Below are 19,554 nucleotides of genomic sequence, written 5' to 3'. Positions count from 1 at the left end.
GGAAAGCGCAGACGGCGCACCGATCGGCTGGGGGGCCTGGTAGGACGCTCCAGCGGTTCAGCGCGCCGAGAATTTACTGCGTGCACGCCTGCAGGGGGCTATTGAAGCAGGCCTCCGACAAAGACCAAATAAAGTCACGACGAATCCAAGCATCGGAGGGCAGCGCCGGTGGCGCTCCAACAGGATTAGAGGTCAACAAAGTAATGCCATCTGTACCATCGCTTTTGATCGAGGAGACGCTGTGGCACGTAATACATGAAGCCTGCGTCAACGGAACTCCGGCGTTTTCCCCTTCAATGATTGAATTTCCCAACAGCTGTGGTTTGAAATATCCGATTTGAACGCCATCCAACCGGTAGTTAAAGAATTCAGGGGCCAAATTAGCCGCCGTCATCAACGCGGTCAGCCCCGGCGTCAAACTCGTATCCGCTCCGTGCGTCACCGTTGGTGTTGATCCAAAATCGTCTGTGCAACCCAAAACTTGGCAGCGGTACGGATTCGTGATCGGGCTCTGCGGCTCAAAGGTCGCCCATATCCACTTGTTTTGAAGCTTCGACATCAGGTGCATGCCAGCCAACGCAAAGCAGTTGCCGTTGATCGTTTCTACGTGGATTTTTTGGAAGAATTTGGCTGGCAGGGTGCTGCAATCGAGCCCAATGCTTGATAGCTGAATCCAGTCCGCCTTGATTTCGACAGATGGTGGCGAAAACTGGATGTCTGTTCCATTTGCCGCGGCTTTGGTTTGGCCGCCACGCTTCCAAAGCTTCGTTCCAGCGATATAATCCTCGACCGCTCCGTTCAGCCGCACCTCCTCGCAAATGACGAGATTAGGCTGCCCGGGCGGCGGCGTGCTCGCCTTGTTGCAGCTCTGGTCCGCTCCGCCGAGCAGCCCAGGCACCAGCTTGATGGTACTAGGCTTCTTCAACGTTGCGAGCGGGCTGCCGTGCAACAGATGTGTTGCGTTTGGCCCAGCGGCCTTCGCGTTTGGGACCTCGAGACCGGCAGCCGGATTCGCCGGATACATCTGCGCCTGCTCGATCCAGTCCTCCCAGACCACGAATGGATATTGGCGGGTGTTAACGGGACAAGTGGCCGCCACCCAAAGTTGCCACGCAGTCTCCGCGGCATCGGTCGGGTTGATCGCATTTGGGGCTGCGCAAGGATTAAGCGGCGAAACGGTCTGTGCCTTTGCGCTAGAAATGCCGAGCGCTGCCTCGCGCTGGTTTGGCTCTATTGACATGAACGCCATTACGAAGGCGAAGAACAATACAGATGCGAACGTCAAACGCGTCATAGCTACCCCCCGGTGAGGCCCGACTGCTATTACCTGCCTATATCGCAAATTGCGCAGATTTATCCCGCAGCCGAGCTTCGTCCGACTAGCATTATTCACGAAAATCAGCAATCAACATTTGTCATTAAAAGCGCGAGCTTTCCCCGAAGAGCATCTCCTGGCCTTCTCATGTCCGCCCGGCCGAGTATCTTCGTTACATTCGTCACCCACGGCGGCAGCCCGCGCAAACCTGCCGGTGATTCCTCAGGCGCCTTTATTACAAGGCGCCGTCGAGCCTCATGTTTAATCTTGCCGGCGTCATGAGCAAAACGGGCATGTCCTTGGCTTGCATCGAAGGCCGCACTCCAACCAAGACGCGTCCGCGGAACAAATCAGACGACTGCGGCGCTGGACGGCGAAGCAATCAATCGCAAATGCCGGTCGCCGAGAACACTTCGCATATTGCCGCTATCGCCGCACGCGGCTTGAGAATGTCCGGCCCGCCGTTCAGTGCTCCGGTGTTGTAGTTCACCACAGGATACTTGTTTTGGCCTCCGCCTCCCGGGCAATTGAAGTTTGTCGCAGGACAACGATTGGGGTTGACCTGCGCAGACGTGAGGCCGAACCATTCCTCGTCGCCCCAGCCGCCCGGAAATACGTTGTTAGCACCGCCGGTATTCGCGCAGGCCATTTGGCCACAACCTTGTCCCGGTTGACAGGAGATTGTTCCCGAGGCGCTGTGGAAATAGGGAAAAGTCTCATTGCCTTTCCACCATTCGTCGCGAAATTCGAAGACGTATCCGCCGGACGCATAGAGGAATTTTGTGTCGCGATCGGGACCATTGCTGGCGAGGTGTGGCGCCACGGCCTGCTTCCAGAACTTGGTAATCCAGGTGGCTTGAAGCGCGGCGGCGAGAGGATCCCCGGCCATGACGCCGCTGTTAGGGAAGAACGGGACGAGTTTCGTCGGCATCGTGAATTTTGCCAGAGTCGGGTCCGCTGGCAGTTCTTGCGCTACCGTGCTGTGGGCGGCGTGTTCGGCCTCGGGTCCATCGCTGCCGGATCCTGGCGGCGGTCCGAGATTGCCCACAGACAAGCATTGCGGAGCCGGCGGCGAAGGCGACCAAATGAAGTTCGGGGCGATCCATGTGGTCGGATAAGCCTTCGTCGCGTCGGCGAGCGCGACATGCGTATCAGCCGGCGTGCCGAACTCGGTCAGGAGCATCGGTTTGATGCAAGGCTGGTTCGCCGTTGTTGTGCAGTTGGTCGCGAAGCCGTCATGGAACCGCTGGTACTGGTTGCCCGGCAACGCCGGATCATTGTACGGATTGTCTCCCAGCACATCGAGTTGATAGACCTGCGGCCCGGTCTTCCCGGCGAACTGACCATGGGTGATGGTTGAAAACGCGTTCGGCCCATCGTGAAACACGGCCATGGTCAATTTTGTCGGTGCGCTCGCTTTGACTAGCGCATTGAAATCATTTAGCGTATTCCAGAAATTAGAAGTCGTGGTGTTCACCCCATTATCGACTTCATTGCTGATAACGAAGCCAATCACCGCCGGGTGATTGCCATATTTCTGCGCCAGCCAGCGCGCCGTATATTTATAGAACTGGCGCAGGTTTTCCTTCCGCGTCTTATCGAAATTTGCGTCGAACAATTCGACGGGGAGCGCAATGCCGATCCACACATAGATCGGGTTGACTCCGTTATTCCACATCTTGTTGAGGAAGTGGGTGTGGTCTGGATGCGGGTATGTCAGCGCGCCATTGCCGGGATCGCAGAAAGGCGTGTCGTCCTGCGTTTGGACAGAGAAATCAACTTGCCGCCAGAAGGTGGCGACGCCGTCGGCCCCGGTGCTCGCGCTTAAAAAGCCAGGCTCCCACTTCCACACGCCATAAGTGCGAATGCTGTTGACGTGCAGGGCCTGCAACAGAGGAATATCGCGCTGCCACAGCGGCAGCCACGTTTTGGAGCTATTGGTATAGAAAAAATCGTTTGACGGGCTGACGCCCGCGCCGCCGCCAATCTGGGTCGGCTCGTAATTGACGCCGTGAGCAATGAACGTCTGCGGCCCGCCGTCGCCGGTTGTCAACTTGATGGCCACGCCCTTGTCCGCCCAGGATGTCGACGTCTGTGTCCAGCCGGACGGCGCCGTCCAAGGCAGTGCTGGCAGAGATGGATAAACGCCGTTTACCGCATCGAGTGGCAGATTGGAGACCGGCGCGATACATGCCGCGAACCCTGTTTGCGGCGCGACGGCCAGCAGCCATGCTACGAAGTATAAAGCCTTGCGAAGCGACAACTCAATCTCCCTTTGAAAAGCTATTTCTTGCAATATATTGATAATCAGCGACGATATGCCATATGTGGCGCGCGCGGGCCAAGCAGCTTGTATATAAACGAAGCTGCTTTGCAAGGGCCAACTGCGGGAATGACACAATTTTCGAGTTGCGCAAGGACGTGAAGCTCGGCGCATTTTTTGGGTCAAAGGGAATGCCGCCCCCGGCGCAGCCACATAGGCCGGACCGCACGGCAAGTCCATCGGTTTGTGCTGATCTAGCCCTTCAATGTATCGGCTATTGTGGCTTCGCGATATTCTTATGCCAAAAGATTTGTTTGCTTATCAGCCTGACCCTTTCTCATTTTCAGCAAAGCCGGCATTCGCACCGCACTTTTGGCGGGAAGTGCAGAATACCGTTCGACAAACCAGCTGTTTGAAAATAACGGATGCGGATCGCGGCCTTCGGCAGCGCCGTGGAAATAAAAATGAACGAGCGGATTTATGCCGCTGCTTTTGACGTCCGAGTTCTGTTGTAAATACCAATCGGTATCAAAATAGGGATTAGGGTCGCGCCCTTCGAGGGCGCCATGCCTCAGGTAGTGATCGTAAGGATCGATTTCGCCTTCCTTCACATCTGAATATCGTTGCAGATACCAACGGCGGTTGAACAATGGATTGGCCTTCTTGCCGCGCAACAGCCGTCGGATGCATGACAATTGCCTCTTGAACGCCCTCCAGGGCGCGCTGAGCCGCCACGACGTGCTATTCAACAGAGCATCGATTTCACGCTCATGACGCACCAATATTATTCTCTGGTTTATCTCAGCCTGACGCGCGGTCTCCAGATCTTGGGCCAGAGCCGACGAACGAACTTGTTCTTCGGCGAGTTTGACTTCGGTCGCGGCCAGATGGGTGGTTAAGCTTTCAAGCTGTAAGCGATCTTGCGTTGAACTCCCAGCCGCGGCCGCGGCTTGATTTGTCAAGGCAGATATGTGCTCCTGCTCGACCGCTAGCTTATCTTGAAGGGCCGCAAGCATATCGCTTGTTTCTGCCGCCCGCTGACGTTCCCTTGAGAGGACCAGATGGAGGTCCGCGTTTTGCTGCTTCCCTGCCTGACTCGCTCTTTCAGTCAGATCCAGCGCTCGCTCCAGCGCTCCTTCCCTTGCGTCGCTTTCAGCTTGCCGCTCCTTCATTTCGATGAGCGTGGCCTCCAGATCGGCGGAGACCTGTATGACCTCTCCCAATAAGGCGTCGGTCTCATCAATCTGGCCGGTTAACGAGAAAACCCGCTGGCGCATTTGCGCGAGTTGATTTTCAATCTCGATTACATGGTTCCTGGCGTCACCGGACGACTTGGCTTCTGAACGCGTTTTCTTTGATTTGCGCTCGTTTTCACGCGGGTGACGGGGCAGCTTTTCGCCGCCTGACGCGTCCTCGTTGGGACTCTTGGTCTCTCCGCGGCAGTCACCGGTCTTGTTCCCACGCGATTTCATCGGCCGTCCAGTTGAGCTTGGATTATCTGCATAGGATCAATGTGCCTGGCCTGGAGACGCAGAACCGACGGCAGAACCGACGATCGAGGCGCCGCGCGATTCACTGCTCTTTCAACTCCCGGCGGAGACGCCGGCTAGCGTAGCCCTAATGGAAAGAAGCGTTTGCCGCGCCCGTTCACGGTTCAACTCGGGGTCAATGGAGGGCCCAACCCGCATGCTATGAGATTCATTGCGTCGCTGTTTTGCGCGATGCACGAGCGCGTGGGTGAGGTTTTCATATCTGCGGGTCAATTCGTCTCGCTCCCTGCAAATGGCGGCGGCTTCGGTCTCAGCCTGCGCGGCTCTTTTCTCGACCTCGGCGAAAGCTGGACCCATGAAGGCGCATGCCAATTCGAACGTTGAGTTCACTTCATCCAGCGCACTGAGCGCCAGAGATGATTGCGGGCGATCGCGCAAAGTCAGCATCGCCTCATAGGCTTTTATCGTCCATGCAAAAACGGGAGGCAGCGAGTCCGCCGCGGCGTTTTGATGTCTGAGGTCGGGCGAGAGAAAAGCGTCTATGGCCGCGGCGCTCGCTTCGTCAAAAGCCGGCCATTTGATCCCCAGCAGACCGCCAATTTTGGTAATCGCGCCCCGCCAGTCCTCGAAAAGATCATCCATCGACACGACGGCGCGCGGAAAATGGCGGCTTTCGCGTTCGGCATCAAGGACATGCCTTAACCATAGAAGCAATCCTGTTTCCAGGCTGAATCCGTCCCGTTTCGCAAGAGATTGAGCGACTTCAAGCGGCGAGCGGATGGGAATGACGACCAGAGGAGCGATTTGCATTTCCTCGAACGCCGCCACCCAAAAAGGTATGATTCGACACAGGCGCGGGTCCTTGAAGGCAAAAAGCTCCGCTTCTCCAAATTCTTCGCCGAAAAGCAATTTGGCGCGGGTCCTAAAAGCGTTCCCGCACACTGAATGATGCCATGTTCTGTCAAAAGCACGCCAGTCGCGCCAGCTGCTTCCGGCTGCCGCGAGCAACTCGTCATGAAGAACAGAAATTCTAAGCGATTCCCAATAACCTCTCTCGTTCTCGTTGTTGGAGGGCATGAGAGTCAACGGCGCGCCAAGGCCAAGCTGCACCATCGTTCCAGTTATCGCGGACGTACCGCTACGATGCATTCCGACAACAAGGATGACCTTCCTCATGAGGTTTCGATCCAAGAGTTATGCGCGAAAGCGGCGAGGCGCAGGAAAAAAACAGCGCATCATCGGATGCTGAAACGTTAATTGAGCAGCATAGCGCCGACCTAGTCAAGGTTTGCGGACATCAGATCATTCGAAAGGCAGCTTACGCGGTCTCCCGGCCGAAAATGCTGGTGACCTGCCACCGCGCATTTCCTCCACGTAGAGTTAGAGTCCGACCTGACGTGAGCCGCTCCCGGTTTTTAGGCCAGCCGAAACTGGAATTTCCGCCTGTTTTGGCTTATGACGCGGGGAGCGTCGATAAGCCGTTTGCCAACGATATCGGGGGCTGATACCAACGGCCCTTATGATTGACCGATGTGGGCCCATTCGCGCATGCCGATTGAGGTGATTGTGTTGGGCTGTGCGATGAGGTTTCGCCAGGCCTCACAGGCGGCGTCGATGATGGCGTCATAGCTTTCGAAGACGCGGTTCGAGGGCCAGTTCGCGCGCAGATATTGCCAGATGTTTTCGACCGGGTTCAGCTCCGGGGATCGGGAAGGCAGGAAAATCAGCGTCATGTTCTTTGGGACGTTGAGGGCGCCCGTCGTATGCCACCCGGCGCGATCGAGCAGCAGGACAGCGTGTGCGCCCTTGGCGACCATGCGTGAGATTTCGTCGAGATGAAGTTGCATGGCCTCTGTGTTGGCATAGTGCAGTGCGAGCGCCGCGCCGGTTCCGCGGGCCGGGCAGATCGCGCCGAAGAGCCAGGCGCTCTCGTAGCGCTGGTCGGCAGGCTGACGCGGCCGCGTTCCGCGTCTTGCCCATTGGCGGACGATGCCGTTCTTCTGGCCGATCCGGGCCTCGTCCTGGAACCAGATCTCGATGGGTTTGCCCTTCCTGACGCCGGCCAGATGGACGTTCAGCGCGGCCGCAAAGTTTTTTTAAACGCCTCGATCGTCCGGGCGTCCTGCCCCGGATGGCGCCGACGGGCGCTGACATGGGAGAAGCCGAGCGCCTTGAGGAGCTTGCCGACCGTACGCTCGTGATAGACGACGCCGAAGCGCTCGCCGATGACGCGTTGCAAGTCGACGCGCCGCCAGCGCACGACGCCATGCACGGCCCGGTCCGGACCGGTCTCGACAAGCTGCGCCAGTTCCGCCTGCTGCTCCGCCGAGAGGCGCGTCGGCCTGCCCTTCGACCAGTTGTCGAGAAGCCCGTCTGGGCCATGGTCGTTAAACCGATGCGCCCAGTCGCGCAGTGTCTGGCGATCCATGCCGCCGATCCGCGCCGCATCTGTCCGGTTCATGCCGTCCAGGACCGCCGCCAGCGCCAATAGACGCCGGCTCTGGTTCGCGTTCTTCGCCGCCGTCGCAAGCCGCCGAAGTTCGCCAGCTGAAAAATCCGTCCGTAATTTAACCGCTGACGCCATCGCGCGTATCCTCCCCGCGCCATGCAATCATCTCAGACGCGAAAGCGGAATCCCTCACGAGTCAAATATCGAGGCCGTTGGTATGAGAGCTGGCTCCGGTTATTTGAACAGCGCCCGGCGGAAGTTGAGTGGATTCCTGCCGGGTTGTTCTGAATGCGGGGCCTTCTGATTTTGATGCGGCGTCGGGAGGGCGTAGCCCGACCAGAGCTGCATCAAAATCGTCGTGACGGTTATGTCGCCGCCGCGATTGTCCGGGCACCGAAGTAGGCCTCGTCCGGCGTGCGCCGGTCAAGGGCCGAATGCGGTCGCCGTTCATTATAGAACGCCAGATAGCGGGCGATCGAGGTGCGCGCCTCGGACACGCTGTCGTAGGCTTTCAGATAAACCTCCTCATATTTGACGCTGCGCCATTAGCCGCTCGACGAGCACATTGTCGCGCCAGGCGCCCTTGCCGTCCATGCTGATGGCGACGGCGTGTTTGAGCAGCACACCCGTGAAATCGTTGCTGGTGAACTGGCTGCCCTGGTCGGTGTTGAATATCTCCGGCTTGCCGTGCTTCGCCAGGGCCTCCTCCAGCGCCTCGACGCAGAAGTCTGCCTCCATTGTGATTGACACGCGATGTGACAGAACGCGCCGGGTCGCCCAGTCGACCACCGCCGCCAGATAGACGAAGCCGCGCGCCATCGGAATGTAGGTGATGTTCATCGACCACACATGATCAGGTCTTTCGATCTTCGTCCCCGCAGCAAATAGGGGTAGACCTTGTGCCCCGGCGTCGGCTTGCTGGTGTTCGGCCGGCGGTAGATCGCTTCGATCCCCATGTGCTTCATCAGCGTCGCGACATGGCGGCACCCAATCGAAACGCCCTCGCGCCTGAGCATGTCGCGCAGCATCCGACTGCCCGCGAACGGATAATTGAGATGCAGTTCGTCGAGCCGTCGCACGATCGTCAGATCCTCAGCCGACACAGGCCGAGGCTTGGAGTAGACGGCGCCCCGGCTGACGCCGAGCGCCTTCGCCTGCCGGGTGATCGGAAGGCCGTGCGTGCGGTCGATCATCGCTTTGCGCTCAGCAAACCCGCTTTGGTGAGCGCGCCTTCCAAAAAATCATTCTCCAGCGTCAGTTCGCCGATCTTGGCGTGCAGCGCCTTCAGATCGACGATGGCCTCTTTCGCTTCGTTCTTCTCCTGGCCAAACACCCCGGCCGCGCCTTCGCGAAGCTGACCTTTCCACGTCGTGATCTGGTTCGGGTGAACGTCGAACTGCTGAGCCAGCTCGGTCAGCGTCCTGTCCCCCTTCACGGCGGCCAAAGCCACCTTCGCCTTGAAGGCCGCCGTATGATTGCGGCGCGGTCTCTTCGTCATCTTCACTCCTGATTCGCGGCGAGAATCCTCGCCGCCGTCAGGCAGAAAATCCACTTATCTCACTGTTCAAATTTGCGGGGTCAGCTCTCTAATTGCTTTCTAACAATTGATATTCGAAGCAAACTCCTTTACTTCAGCCTACAACCTGACACGCGCCGCCAATTGATGAGAAAAAGAAGCGCGCGTCAATTGTTAGAGAAAAACCAAGGCTAGGGGACATCAAAAATGGTGGAAAGCAAGTTCGAGCGACGCTTCCCCGTTGATCAAAATGCTATCGATCTTTTTCACGGTCACTGGGCAAGCAAAATCGAGGAGGTTCATCCCGGTCTTACCTCGGGAGCATTGCCTATGTTCAGTGCGGATCGTCGCCCGTCCATCGCCGCCCAATATCTCGGGTTAGTCCCAGGCTCACTGCATGGCATGAACATACTTGAACTTGGGCCGCTCGAAGGTGCCCACACGTATCAATTGGCAAAACTCGGGGCCGATCGAATTCTTTCAATCGAAGCAAACTCGGAGGCCTTCTTGAAATGCCTTATTGTCAAAGAGATTCTACGCACACCGCGTTGCCGATTTCTGCTGGGCGATTGCTTGAAATTCCTTCAGATCAATCGTGATCAGTTTGATATGATTTTCTGCTCCGGCATTCTTTACCATATGGAGAATCCCTTCGAGCTCATCAAAGCGATTGCTCAGCATACAGATCGCGTATTTTTATGGACGCATTATTACGATCCCGACGTGCCTACCGGCGCAGGGCGTAAACCGAAGGTAGTCAATTGCGACGGGCTTGAGCTCACCTTATACGAACACATTTACGGTGAAACTACCAATTCTGGCCAATTCTGGGGCGGCACAATGCCCAGCGCATCGTGGCTCGAGAAAGCGGGGATTCAACGATGCTTCGAACACTTCGGATATCAATTTTCGGTCCATGAGGATAATCCGACCCAAGAGGCTGGTCCTTGGATTACGGCGACAGCATTGCGCCAGCCAACCGGTGCCCACGGCTAAACTCGACCTATTTTTCCTGCCTGCCCGTAAGCTATGCTCAACTAATCCAAACCATAGCCTAATCCAGGATCCCACTTATGACGCAGCCCTCTAAGAACCCCAGGCGCGACGGTAGATTTCACCATCATAGATCACATTTCTTATATCATGTTGATCCCTTAACCACTCATGGTCTCGAAATCGGCGCGTTTGATTTGCCTCTCGTGGAGCCGATGGAAGGGAGATGCGATTTTGCTGATTGGAATACCGCCCAATATCTAAGGGATATAGCTAAGCCTGATACTGGCCATAATCCCGATTTCGTTGTGCCAATCAACTATAACCTTCTCGAAGGATATGATCAAGTCCCTGACGGCTACGATTGGGTCGCTGCGGCTCATGTCATAGAACACGTACCGGACATTATTGGATGGCTCAAGCAAATAGCTACGAAGTTGAAGCCAGGAGGCATCCTGTTCCTAATAATTCCAGATAAACGATATATCTTCGATATTTATAGACAGGAGAGTACTTTCACAGACGCTCTCGTGGCCCACAAATCCGCGTTCAAACATCCTTCGTTCGCGCAAGTGTTCGATCATTTTTACTATCACGCTCCGGGCCTTGTCGCCCGCGACGTCTGGATCGGTAATTCGTTGCCGGGCCCTATGCTAAACTTTGCAAACGCTTTTTCCATCGCTGAAAAGGCTGAACTTGCATATGAGGTGGATGCTCATTGCTGGGTGCTAACCCCCGACAGTTTCTCGGCGCTAACGCAGTCGCTTAGCAATAGCCAGATGATCAACCTGCGGCCCCTCGATCTTCATCCAACTGTATTTGGCGGTCTCGATTTCTCAGTCGTTTTACAAAAGCCTGCAACGTAAAAAATGGTCAATGTCAAACCTGTCAAACCTTGTTTATAATGCTAGGGTTCGTCATGGATCGACCGTCGGCGGCGTCGCGCGTTTTTAAAGGAAAACACAGATGATTCCTTCGATTCTTAGCGCGCATCTATCTAAAATAATTTCCCGACAAAAAGATAGAAACGAATATAGACTCATAAAACGGGAATTTGACAGAAGTTTTTATATTTCCCAATACCCCGATACAATCGGGAGCGAACTTGACCCAATCGAGCACTATCGCACGCGAGGCTGGCGCATTGGCCTAAATCCTCATGCGGGCTTCGATACCTTGTACTATAGGGGATCAAATCCGGATGTCGAACGGGCAAATCGAAATCCATTCGTGCATTTCATACGTCACGGGCGCAAAGAAGGTCGGGTGCCTAAAGCTCCAAACTCCCGAGATCGAAATTTCGCGCTGGACTATTTGATCATCGCACCTGAGTTTGACGTAAATTACTATCTTTCACGGTATCCCGACGTAAGGAGTTCAAATATAGACCCGGTTAAGCACTATATTTTCTATGGCTGGAAAGAAGGACGTAACCCGCGGTCAGATTTCAACACAGGTTATTACTGCTTTTGCAATAACGATTTGTCATTTAATGAGCTAAATCCATTCCGCCATTATATAGAAATAGGACGTGCTGAAGGACGCCAATCGTGCGCCGATGAAGATCGAGAACCGCATTTACGCTTCATGTACACGTCAAATTTAACAACAGACTTAAACGCGGTACCGAGCCTTCGTCCTTGCAATGAAAATGATTATTGTTTAGCGGTTCCGTTTGACTTTATTATGACTTCCGGTACAGTAACCCGCGTTGCGGCAGTAATTCATGTGTATTATACGGAGCTTCTTCCTGCCATTATTGGTTACATAACGAATGTGCCGGTACCAACTGATTTGTTCATATCTACGGATACGATTGATAAAAAAGCTATTATAACTAATTATTTGCGAGAATATTTACATGGCAAAGTAGAAGTCCGCGTATTTGAAAATAGAGGTCGGGATATTGCGCCATTCATAGTTGGCTTTTCGGATGTATTTGAACGCTACGAATATTTTATACACCTGCATACAAAGAGATCTCCACATGGAGGGGGGCCGCTAGAGGGATGGTTGGAGTATATTCTTTTAAACTTACTTGGGAGTGAGCGTATAGTTAAAAGTGTATTCGATTTATTTGAAAATGAAAACGTCGGAATTGTTTTCCCTCAGCATCTTTTTGCGCTACGTGGGATTCTTAATTGGGGCTACGACTTCGAGATGGCGGCCGACCTTCTACGGCGAGCCGGTTTTCACCTTGATAAGCTTCATCTTCTAGAATTTCCATCGGGGTCGATGTTTTGGGGCCGATCTGCTGCACTTCGTCCATTGTTGGACTTAAACATAGAGTTTGCTGCGTTTCCGGATGAAGCGGGGCAGGTAGATGGAACTTTGGCACATGCTATTGAGCGTTCATTTCTGTTTTTCGCAGAAATCGCGGGTTTTCGATGGGCAAAGATTATTTCAAAGCAGATCGCTTATCCCATAAAGAATACTTTGCTTGAAAGTAACACACGAGAAGATGTTTCCTCCAATCTTACACTGACTTATCGGCCACTACTATTAAGGCAACTGTCTGGTATTACAGCTACGGAAAAGGCCATCAAAGAGGTTCGCAGGATCATCTATTTCCCTTCTTCAAATAAGAAAACGCGATTGAACTTGTTGGTTCCTACGATAAACCCGCACCAAACCTTTGGGGGCGTTTCAACAGCGCTCAAAATGTTCGATGATCTTGAGAGGTGCTATAATACTGTTGCAGATTTTCGCATCATCGTTACTGACGCCGCAGTTGTCAGCGAGGCTGGGGTGCGCTTCAAAAAATACTCTTTTAGAGGACTATCTCCACATGACACGAACAGCGGGCATGTAATTGTCGAGGCAGTGGAACGGAGGTTCGAACCGCTGACCGTGCGGTCGTCGGATATTTTCGTGGCAACGGCATGGTGGACGGCTGACCTTGCATTTGAGGCAATCGATGTTCAGAAGAAAATGTTTAAAAAGTCTAATAAACTTATCTATTTAATTCAAGATTTCGAACCTAACTTCTATGGATGGAGTTCGAATTGGATTTTGGCGGACAATACATTAAGAAGAGGCGATGAAACTGTAGCTGTAATTAATTCGTATGAGCTATGTCAGTTCCTTTTGAAAGAATATCTGTTTGATACAATTTACTATATTAGATACAAAAGAAATGGATTGATTAGGATTGACGGTATTGAAGAGAGGCAAAAAATAATCATCTTCTACGGCCGTCCACATGTAACGAGGAACTTGTTTGAAATCTTGGTCGATGGGATTAGTCTGTGGCAACAGCGAAATCCCACAATTGCGAGAGAATGGAGAATAGTCTCATTAGGGGAAGAATATTCTCCAGAGGCGCTCGCACATGTTTGTAATGTCGAAATTGGAGGCAAGCTCTCCTTAGAAGACTACAGTACCTATTTGCGCACAGCGTCTGTTGGCATTTCTCTGATGCTGTCGCCACATCCTAGTTACCCTCCATTAGAAATGGCCGAGGCAGGCGTCGTCACGATTACGAATTCCTGTTTCGGCAAAAATCTAAGTCAATGGGCCGACAATATTATTGCCCTGGACAAGGTAACGGATGATACGATTTCAGAGGCCATTAGCAATGCAATCATACGCGTGAAGGCAAACGCGTTCCCGCTTCAGCAGACGATGAAAGATCCAAATACGTCTACTAATAGACACCCCAACGTTACTGAGTATAGTGCTAAGAGTCTCGGCCGGCTGCTTAAGTTGGAATGAGATCCTTCAAATTCTCATCCCCAATAGGCGCGTGGAGCCAAGTGCCGGCGCGCCGCTACGCCATCTTCGGCAGATTCCCCGCCAAGTCGCCTCGAATCCCGAACGGCTGGCGCATGACGTGCTGGCCGTGGTTGACCTACTCCCTTAATTTGTCCAATCTGAACTAAAATTTTCGAATTACTCAGCCGCTCCCGGTTTTTATGCCAGCCGAAACTGGAATTTCCGCCTGTTTTGGCTTATGACGCGGGGAGCGTCGATAAGCCCCCCGCCCTCGATTGCGCTCTCATACCAACGGCCTCGATATTTGACTCGTGAGGGATTCCGCTTTCGCGTCTGAGATGATTGCATGGCGCGGGGAGGATTCGCGCGATGGCGTCAGCGGTTAAATTACGGACGGATTTTTCAGCTGGCGAACTTCGGCGGCTTGCGACGGCGGCGAAGAACGCGAACCAGAGCCGGCGTCTATTGGCGCTGGCGGCGGTCCTGGACGGCATGAACCGGACAGATGCGGCGCGGATCGGCGGCATGGATCGCCAGACGCTGCGCGACTGGGCGCATCGGTTTAACGACCATGGCCCAGACGGGCTTCTCGACAACTGGTCGAAGGGCAGGCCGACGCGCCTCTCGGCGGAGCAGCAGGCGGAACTGGCGCAGCTTGTCGAGACCGGGCCGTGCATGGCGTCGTGCGCTGGCGGCGCGTCGACTTGCAACGCGTCATCGGCGAGCGCTTCGGCGTCGTCTATCACGAGCGTACGGTCGGCAAGCTCCTCAAGGCGCTCGGCTTCTCCCATGTCAGCGCCCGTCGGCGCCACCCGGGGCAGGACGCCCGGACGATCGAGGCGTTTAAAAAAACTTCGCGGCCGCGCTGAACGTCCATCTGGCCGGCGTCAGGAAGGGCAAACCCATCGAGATCTGGTTCCAGGACGAGGCCCGGATCGGCCAGAAGAACGGCATCGTCCGCCAATGGGCAAGACGCGGAACGCGGCCGCGTCAGCCTGCCGACCAGCGCTACGAGAGCGCCTGGCTCTTCGGCGCGATCTGCCCGGCCCGCGGAACCGGCGCGGCGCCCGCACTGCCCTATGCCAACACAGAGGCCATGCAACTTCATCTCGACGAAATCTCACGCATGGTCGCCAAGGGCGCACACGCTGTCCTGCTGCTCGATCGCGCCGGGTGGCATACGACGGGCGCCCTCAACGTCCCAAAGAACATGACGCTGATTTTCCTGCCTTCCCGATCCCCGGAGCTGAACCCGGTCGAGAACATCTGGCAATATCTGCGCGCGAACTGGCTCTCGAACCGCGTCTTCGAAAGCTATGACGCCATCATCGACGCCGCCTGTGAGGCCTGGCGAAACCTCATCGCACAGCCCAACACAATCACCTCAATCGGCATGCGCGACTGGGCCCATATCGGTCAATCATAAGGGCCGTTGGTATCAGCTGGCGGTTCGCCTTTTCGACTTCCGCGCCCGCCGGCTGCCTTTCTAGTGCACTGATGCTGACATAGGATTCACATCCTGCGCCGGGTATGCGAATCTGGTGGCATGGCTCAAACCGTCAATGTCATAGTCTCAGCCGAAGATCGCGAACGTCTGCTCAGCATCATCGGTGATCGAAACCGGCCGCTCAAGCATGTCCAGCGGGCGAAGATCGTTGTCTTTTCCGCCGAGCGCTTGCCGGTCCTGGAAGTGGCGCGCCGCGCCGGCGTCAGCCGCCCCGCCGTTTGGCGCTGGCAACGGCGATATGGCGAACAAGGCGTCGACGGCCTTTTGCGCGACAAAACACGCAAGCCCGGCAGGGCGCCGCTCTCGGCCAAAATTATCGCCAAGGTATTGGAGCTGACCTGCTCCGAACCGCCGGGGGAAGCCCCCTCCACGATCGCTCATCGCGATCGCTCCGCCCATTGGACCGGCCGCGCCATGGCCAAGGCCGTTGGCGTTTCGCTTCGCGCCGTCCAGCGCCTGTGGGAGGCGCATCGCCTCCAACCGCATCGCATCCGCACATTCAAGCGCTCCAGCGATCCTAAATTCGCCGAGAAGGTCGAGGACGTCGTCGGCCTCTACATGGATCCGCCGGCTCACGCCGTCGTCGTCTCGATCGACGAAAAAAGCCAGATTCAGGCGCTCGACCGGACCCAGCCGGGGTTGCCTCTGAAGCCTGGCAAATGCGGGACCTTGACGCATGATTACAAACGCAACGGCACGACAACGCTCTTTGCCGCACTCAACATCCTTGACGGAACCGTCATCGGGCGCTGCATGAAACAGCATCGGCATCAGGAGTTCATTCGCTTCCTTAACGCCGTAGAGCGCGCCGTGCCGGTCGGAAAGGTCATTCACGCCATCCTCGACAACTACGGCGCACACAAGCATCCCAATGTCGTGAAATGGCTCGCCGACCATCCACGATGGACTTTCCACTTCACGCCGACTTCGGCGTCGTGGCTCAACGCGGTCGAAGGATTTTTCTCGACGATCACGCGCCGAAAAATCCGACGCGGCGTGTTCAAATCAGTCGCCGATCTCGAAGACGCCATCAACCGCTACATCAAGGCGCACAATAAAACATCCAAGCCCTTCGAATGGACCGCCTCAGCTCCCGCCATCTTCAAAAAGCTCGATCAAGTCCCTGAACCTTCCGAATGAGTCAGTGCACTCGCAGGCTGCTGAGAACGCTACGCCTTCGTCGATTTTATGGTCTGGGGAGTGATTCTTGCTCGGCGTCGGGCGCCCCGCGCCGTGCGGTTGAGGCGCCGCGCGGCGGCCCGGCTGGGCTTGGCGCCCCATCACGCGGTTTCCCCCATCAATTTCGGCAATGCCGATTCAGGGTACGGCTCCAGCGGGCCTTTCCGTCAGGCTCTGAGCGAGCGCGGTCTCAAGTGGGCGGTCGGGCTGTCGCGACGCCAGAACGTCTATCCCGCCGAGGTTGCTCTGATTTTTCCCGTAGTGAAAGCCGGAAAGCCCCGCAAATACCACATCCCTGATCAGCCCCCGGTCTCCGCTGAAGCGGTGTTGGCCGGAGCGAAATGGCAAAAGGTCAGCTGGCGGCGGGGCGCCAAAGGTCGGCTGAAATGTCTCTTCGCGGCCCGCCGTGTCCGCGTTGCGGACGGTCATAAGCGTCGCATGCTCGATAATCGTATGCAGTGCATGCCGGGCGACGAGGTCTGGCTCGTCGGCGAACGCCGGTCGACGGGCGAGCAAAAATACTATGTGTCGAACTTACCAGCCGATGCGAGCCTCAAGATGCTCGCCGCCACGATCAAAGCAAGATGGGTCTGTGAGCAGGCGCATCAGCAGCTCAAGGAGGAACTCGGCCTCGACCATTTTGAAGGTAGATCCTGGACCGGGTTACACCGACACGCCTTGATGACAATGATCGCCTACGCCTTCCTCCAGTCCCGCCGCCTCAAAGCAGCGGGACGAAAAAAAAGAGTCGGGGGACCGCCGCCACAACCGAGCATGCCGGCCATCAGGCAAGCCATTCTCGACCTCTTCGCACGACCTCCACCCCGACGATGCCCTCACTGTGACATGCTCATTGCAGATATCGCGAAGCCTAAAGTGCCAAAGTAAGTGCTAGGACCAGCCAAAATCTCAGCGTTATCGACCTCTGTCACGATTCTATCGTGATTGAGCTTCTTTGGAGACGCGAGGACTTTCGCGCTCTCCCTCTCGGCTGACAAATTGAACGGATCGCAGTCGTCGGGATACTTGCGGGCCGGCCGCCCCCAAGCTTTATCAATCTCGGCCAGCAGCTCCGGCCATCCCATACCAGGATGCGCCTGCTTCGCCATCAACAGGTCATTGAAGTCGCAACCGTACTTTGTTCCGTATCGAAAATCGGAATCTGTCATCGGCTCGCCTCGCCAAAGACGAAGGCGGCGACAAGGCCCGCGCGATCACGCTTGATTCCGAGGCGGCGGATCAGAAAACACGCTTGAAGTTCAGCACGATTTTCGCTAGGAAAATTTGTATCGAGGGCCGGCAAGCAATCGATATTCCAGAACCCCGCCGATGCCCCATGCATCGCGGGGTTCGACCGTTTTGAAGGCATGAAATTTCATTCCTAAAACGCTCCCATGTCGGTAACCGCGTCGCTCCATCGAAAGTTGTCTGTTTAGCATGCCGCTCAACAGCGCATTTGATAGCCTCCGCGAGTCTACACGGCCTCTCGCGCAGACCCTGCCAGCGGCGGCCGTCCGCGCCGGGCGGCAGACGCGTTGCGCACTTCACGCTTCGTATTTTCATAGGGTTCGGCCGCCCGCGCAGCGATCATCTCTTTGATGCTTTCGACGATCACAAGTCGGCGGCCGGCGAGCTTGATGGATCGAAGCTCGCCGCGCGCAATTGCATCAATCACGGAATTTCGGCCGAGGCCTGTCATATAACATGCGTCAGTAAGACTGACTGTCAGACGCTCTTGATCAGAGGTCATTCTCATACGTGTCACCTCTCATTTATGGTGACACACCATTAATCACAGACCCGCTCAATTCACAGCAAATATTTCGGGTTTATTGATCCGATCTTTATGTGGGCGAAGTACAAAACGCCGCCCAAGCGTCCATCAGCGCACGTCGTTTTTCGAGTGCGTCGCCACGCCTATAGGCTTGTTCTGCTTTATCGCCGATGACATGGGCGAGTGCGGCCTCGGCAATTTCGCGCGGAAAATGAGTTTCTTCTCCTGCCCAGTCGCGAAAAGCAGAGCGAAAACCATGCACTGTTGCGCCTTCAATTTTCATCCGGCGCAATGCCATTTCCATGGCCATATTCGAGAGCGGTTTTTGTGCCTTCTGACCCGCAAAGATGAAATCGGATCGTCGCGCCCTGGAGAACTTTTCGACGATGGCGAGTGCCGGTTCTGAAAGGGGCACGCGATGCTCACGCGCCGCCTTCATGCGCGTGGCCGGCACCGTCCACACTTTGGCGACGGTATCGATTTCTGACCATAGCGCGCCAAGCACTTCCCCGCTTCGTGCGGCAGTCAGGATCGTAAATTCCAGGGCCAGCGCCGCCGTAGAATTTTCGGAGACGCGGCGCAATTCGCCCAGGAACTTCGGCACCTCGGCAAAAGCCATTGCCGCGTGATGGCCGCGTGAAAGCTTCGCCGGGCGCGGCAGGATCATCTCGAGATGCCCGGCCCATCGTGCCGGATTTGGCGCGCCTTCAATGATGTGACCAGCTGCTCGGGATGAGTCGATCACTGCTTCGATCCGCCCTCTTAATCGGCTGGCGGTCTCGGGCTTTTGCTGCCAAAGCGGTTGCAAGACCCGCAGCACGTCTTGCGGCGACAGAGAGCGATCGGAGCGGCGCGGCATATTTTTCAAGCGTCATCGCCCATTGCGCGCGATGCTTTTCGTTGCGCCATGCCGGCGACTTCGCGGCGAGCAAAGCGTCTGCGCACTGGCCGAAAGTCAGCTGCGCCGCCTTGGCCAGGCGTTGCGCCTCCCTGCCGTCGAGCGGGTCGATTCCCTTGGCAAGCGATTCGCGCATCGCTTTGGCAAGCTCCCGCGCCGTGGCGAGGCTCACGACGCTGGCGGAACCAAGTCCAGCTTCGCGCTGGCGTCCCCGCCGCGCGTGTACATGAACACCCAGCGCTTGGCGCCGGAGGGCTCGACGCGCAGGTAGAGGTTAGCGCCATCCGAATGACGGCCTACCTGATTCTCGAGCGACGGCTCGAGCCGTCAATCGATTGATTTTGCTAACCACCGATTTTCTTCCGCCGAACTCCTTTGTCCTAGCGGCTATCCTAGTCGAAAACTAGGATTGGCGCAAATGCTGGCAAATGTCGATAAACGACAAAGCCACTCAAC

At 55.9% G+C, this 19,554-nt stretch carries 10 protein-coding genes and 4 pseudogenes; 6 read left to right on the top strand and 8 right to left on the bottom strand.

The window, feature by feature from the left end; genetic code table 11:
- Window positions 1-73: 73 nt before the first annotated feature.
- From SIN04_RS06260 to SIN04_RS06235, 6 genes and pseudogenes are all read right to left on the bottom strand, one after another.
- On the bottom strand, window positions 74-1,294 hold the full coding sequence (locus SIN04_RS06260; RefSeq protein WP_134487378.1) for a hypothetical protein: 1,221 nt from the start codon (window positions 1,292-1,294) through the stop codon (window positions 74-76).
- Between the two features lie 403 nt (window positions 1,295-1,697).
- Window positions 1,698-3,578 carry a hypothetical protein gene (locus SIN04_RS06255; RefSeq protein ID WP_134487376.1) on the bottom strand — a complete coding sequence of 627 codons (1,881 nt, stop codon included), beginning with the start codon at window positions 3,576-3,578 and terminating at the stop codon, window positions 1,698-1,700.
- Between the two features lie 296 nt (window positions 3,579-3,874).
- Complete coding sequence (locus tag SIN04_RS06250; RefSeq protein WP_134487373.1) at window positions 3,875-5,050, bottom strand: hypothetical protein; 1,176 nt, start codon at window positions 5,048-5,050, stop codon at window positions 3,875-3,877.
- A 111-nt stretch (window positions 5,051-5,161) separates the two neighbouring features.
- Complete coding sequence (locus SIN04_RS06245) at window positions 5,162-5,878, bottom strand: hypothetical protein (protein WP_341264300.1); 717 nt, start codon at window positions 5,876-5,878, stop codon at window positions 5,162-5,164.
- A 707-nt stretch (window positions 5,879-6,585) separates the two neighbouring features.
- Window positions 6,586-7,652, bottom strand: a protein-coding gene (locus tag SIN04_RS06240) for an IS630 family transposase (protein ID WP_341264299.1) whose coding sequence is annotated in 2 segments (ribosomal slippage) — window positions 6,586-7,166 and window positions 7,166-7,652 — 1,068 coding nt in all. Because the reading frame shifts where the segments join, the coding sequence is not laid out codon by codon here.
- 230 nt (window positions 7,653-7,882) lie between these two features.
- Window positions 7,883-9,015: pseudogene (locus tag SIN04_RS06235) on the bottom strand (IS3 family transposase).
- A gap of 225 nt (window positions 9,016-9,240) precedes the next feature.
- Between SIN04_RS06235 and SIN04_RS06230 the strand changes: the two are divergent.
- The 6 genes and pseudogenes from SIN04_RS06230 to SIN04_RS06205 form a co-directional block, all read left to right on the top strand.
- Window positions 9,241-10,029 (top strand): class I SAM-dependent methyltransferase, encoded by a 789-nt coding sequence (locus SIN04_RS06230; protein WP_134487362.1) that lies wholly within the window; start codon window positions 9,241-9,243, stop codon window positions 10,027-10,029.
- 77 nt (window positions 10,030-10,106) lie between these two features.
- Window positions 10,107-10,892: a methyltransferase domain-containing protein gene (locus tag SIN04_RS06225; protein WP_134487359.1), complete on the top strand. Its 786-nt coding sequence runs from the start codon at window positions 10,107-10,109 to the stop codon at window positions 10,890-10,892.
- Between the two features lie 100 nt (window positions 10,893-10,992).
- Window positions 10,993-13,740 carry a rhamnan synthesis F family protein gene (locus SIN04_RS06220; protein ID WP_134487356.1) on the top strand — a complete coding sequence of 916 codons (2,748 nt, stop codon included), beginning with the start codon at window positions 10,993-10,995 and terminating at the stop codon, window positions 13,738-13,740.
- A 369-nt stretch (window positions 13,741-14,109) separates the two neighbouring features.
- Window positions 14,110-15,166 (top strand): annotated as a pseudogene (locus tag SIN04_RS06215) (IS630 family transposase).
- Window positions 15,167-15,286: 120 nt separating this feature from the next.
- Window positions 15,287-16,387, top strand: a complete 1,101-nt coding sequence (locus SIN04_RS06210; RefSeq protein WP_134487353.1) for an IS630 family transposase — start codon at window positions 15,287-15,289, stop codon at window positions 16,385-16,387.
- 171 nt (window positions 16,388-16,558) lie between these two features.
- Window positions 16,559-17,271 (top strand): annotated as a pseudogene (locus SIN04_RS06205) (IS701 family transposase); the annotation flags it as partial.
- Here the strand turns inward: SIN04_RS06205 and SIN04_RS06200 are convergent.
- Together SIN04_RS06200 and SIN04_RS06195 are read right to left on the bottom strand one after the other, a co-directional pair.
- On the bottom strand, window positions 17,263-17,595 hold the full coding sequence (locus tag SIN04_RS06200) for a hypothetical protein (protein ID WP_134487350.1): 333 nt from the start codon (window positions 17,593-17,595) through the stop codon (window positions 17,263-17,265). The pseudogene SIN04_RS06205 and the gene SIN04_RS06200 overlap by 9 nt on opposite strands.
- A 675-nt stretch (window positions 17,596-18,270) precedes the next feature.
- Window positions 18,271-19,450, bottom strand: a pseudogene (locus tag SIN04_RS06195) (tyrosine-type recombinase/integrase).
- Window positions 19,451-19,554 lie beyond the last annotated feature (104 nt).

The organism is Methylocella tundrae (assembly GCF_038024855.1).
Classification (GTDB): Bacteria; Pseudomonadota; Alphaproteobacteria; order Rhizobiales; family Beijerinckiaceae; genus Methylocapsa; species Methylocapsa tundrae.
This window is presented reverse-complemented; position numbering and strand designations above follow the sequence as displayed.

Excerpts from the sequence above, each read along its gene's own strand:
- SIN04_RS06210 (WP_134487353.1), top strand. The coding sequence starts at position 15,287 with ATGGCTCAAACCGTCAATGTCATAGTCTCAGCCGAAGATCGCGAACGT.
- SIN04_RS06200 (WP_134487350.1), bottom strand. The coding sequence starts at position 17,595 with ATGACAGATTCCGATTTTCGATACGGAACAAAGTACGGTTGCGACTTC.
- SIN04_RS06225 (WP_134487359.1), top strand. The coding sequence starts at position 10,107 with ATGACGCAGCCCTCTAAGAACCCCAGGCGCGACGGTAGATTTCACCAT.
- SIN04_RS06260 (WP_134487378.1), bottom strand. The coding sequence starts at position 1,294 with ATGACGCGTTTGACGTTCGCATCTGTATTGTTCTTCGCCTTCGTAATG.
- SIN04_RS06245 (WP_341264300.1), bottom strand. The coding sequence starts at position 5,878 with ATGCAAATCGCTCCTCTGGTCGTCATTCCCATCCGCTCGCCGCTTGAA.
- SIN04_RS06220 (WP_134487356.1), top strand. The coding sequence starts at position 10,993 with ATGATTCCTTCGATTCTTAGCGCGCATCTATCTAAAATAATTTCCCGA.
- SIN04_RS06230 (WP_134487362.1), top strand. The coding sequence starts at position 9,241 with ATGGTGGAAAGCAAGTTCGAGCGACGCTTCCCCGTTGATCAAAATGCT.
- SIN04_RS06250 (WP_134487373.1), bottom strand. The coding sequence starts at position 5,050 with ATGAAATCGCGTGGGAACAAGACCGGTGACTGCCGCGGAGAGACCAAG.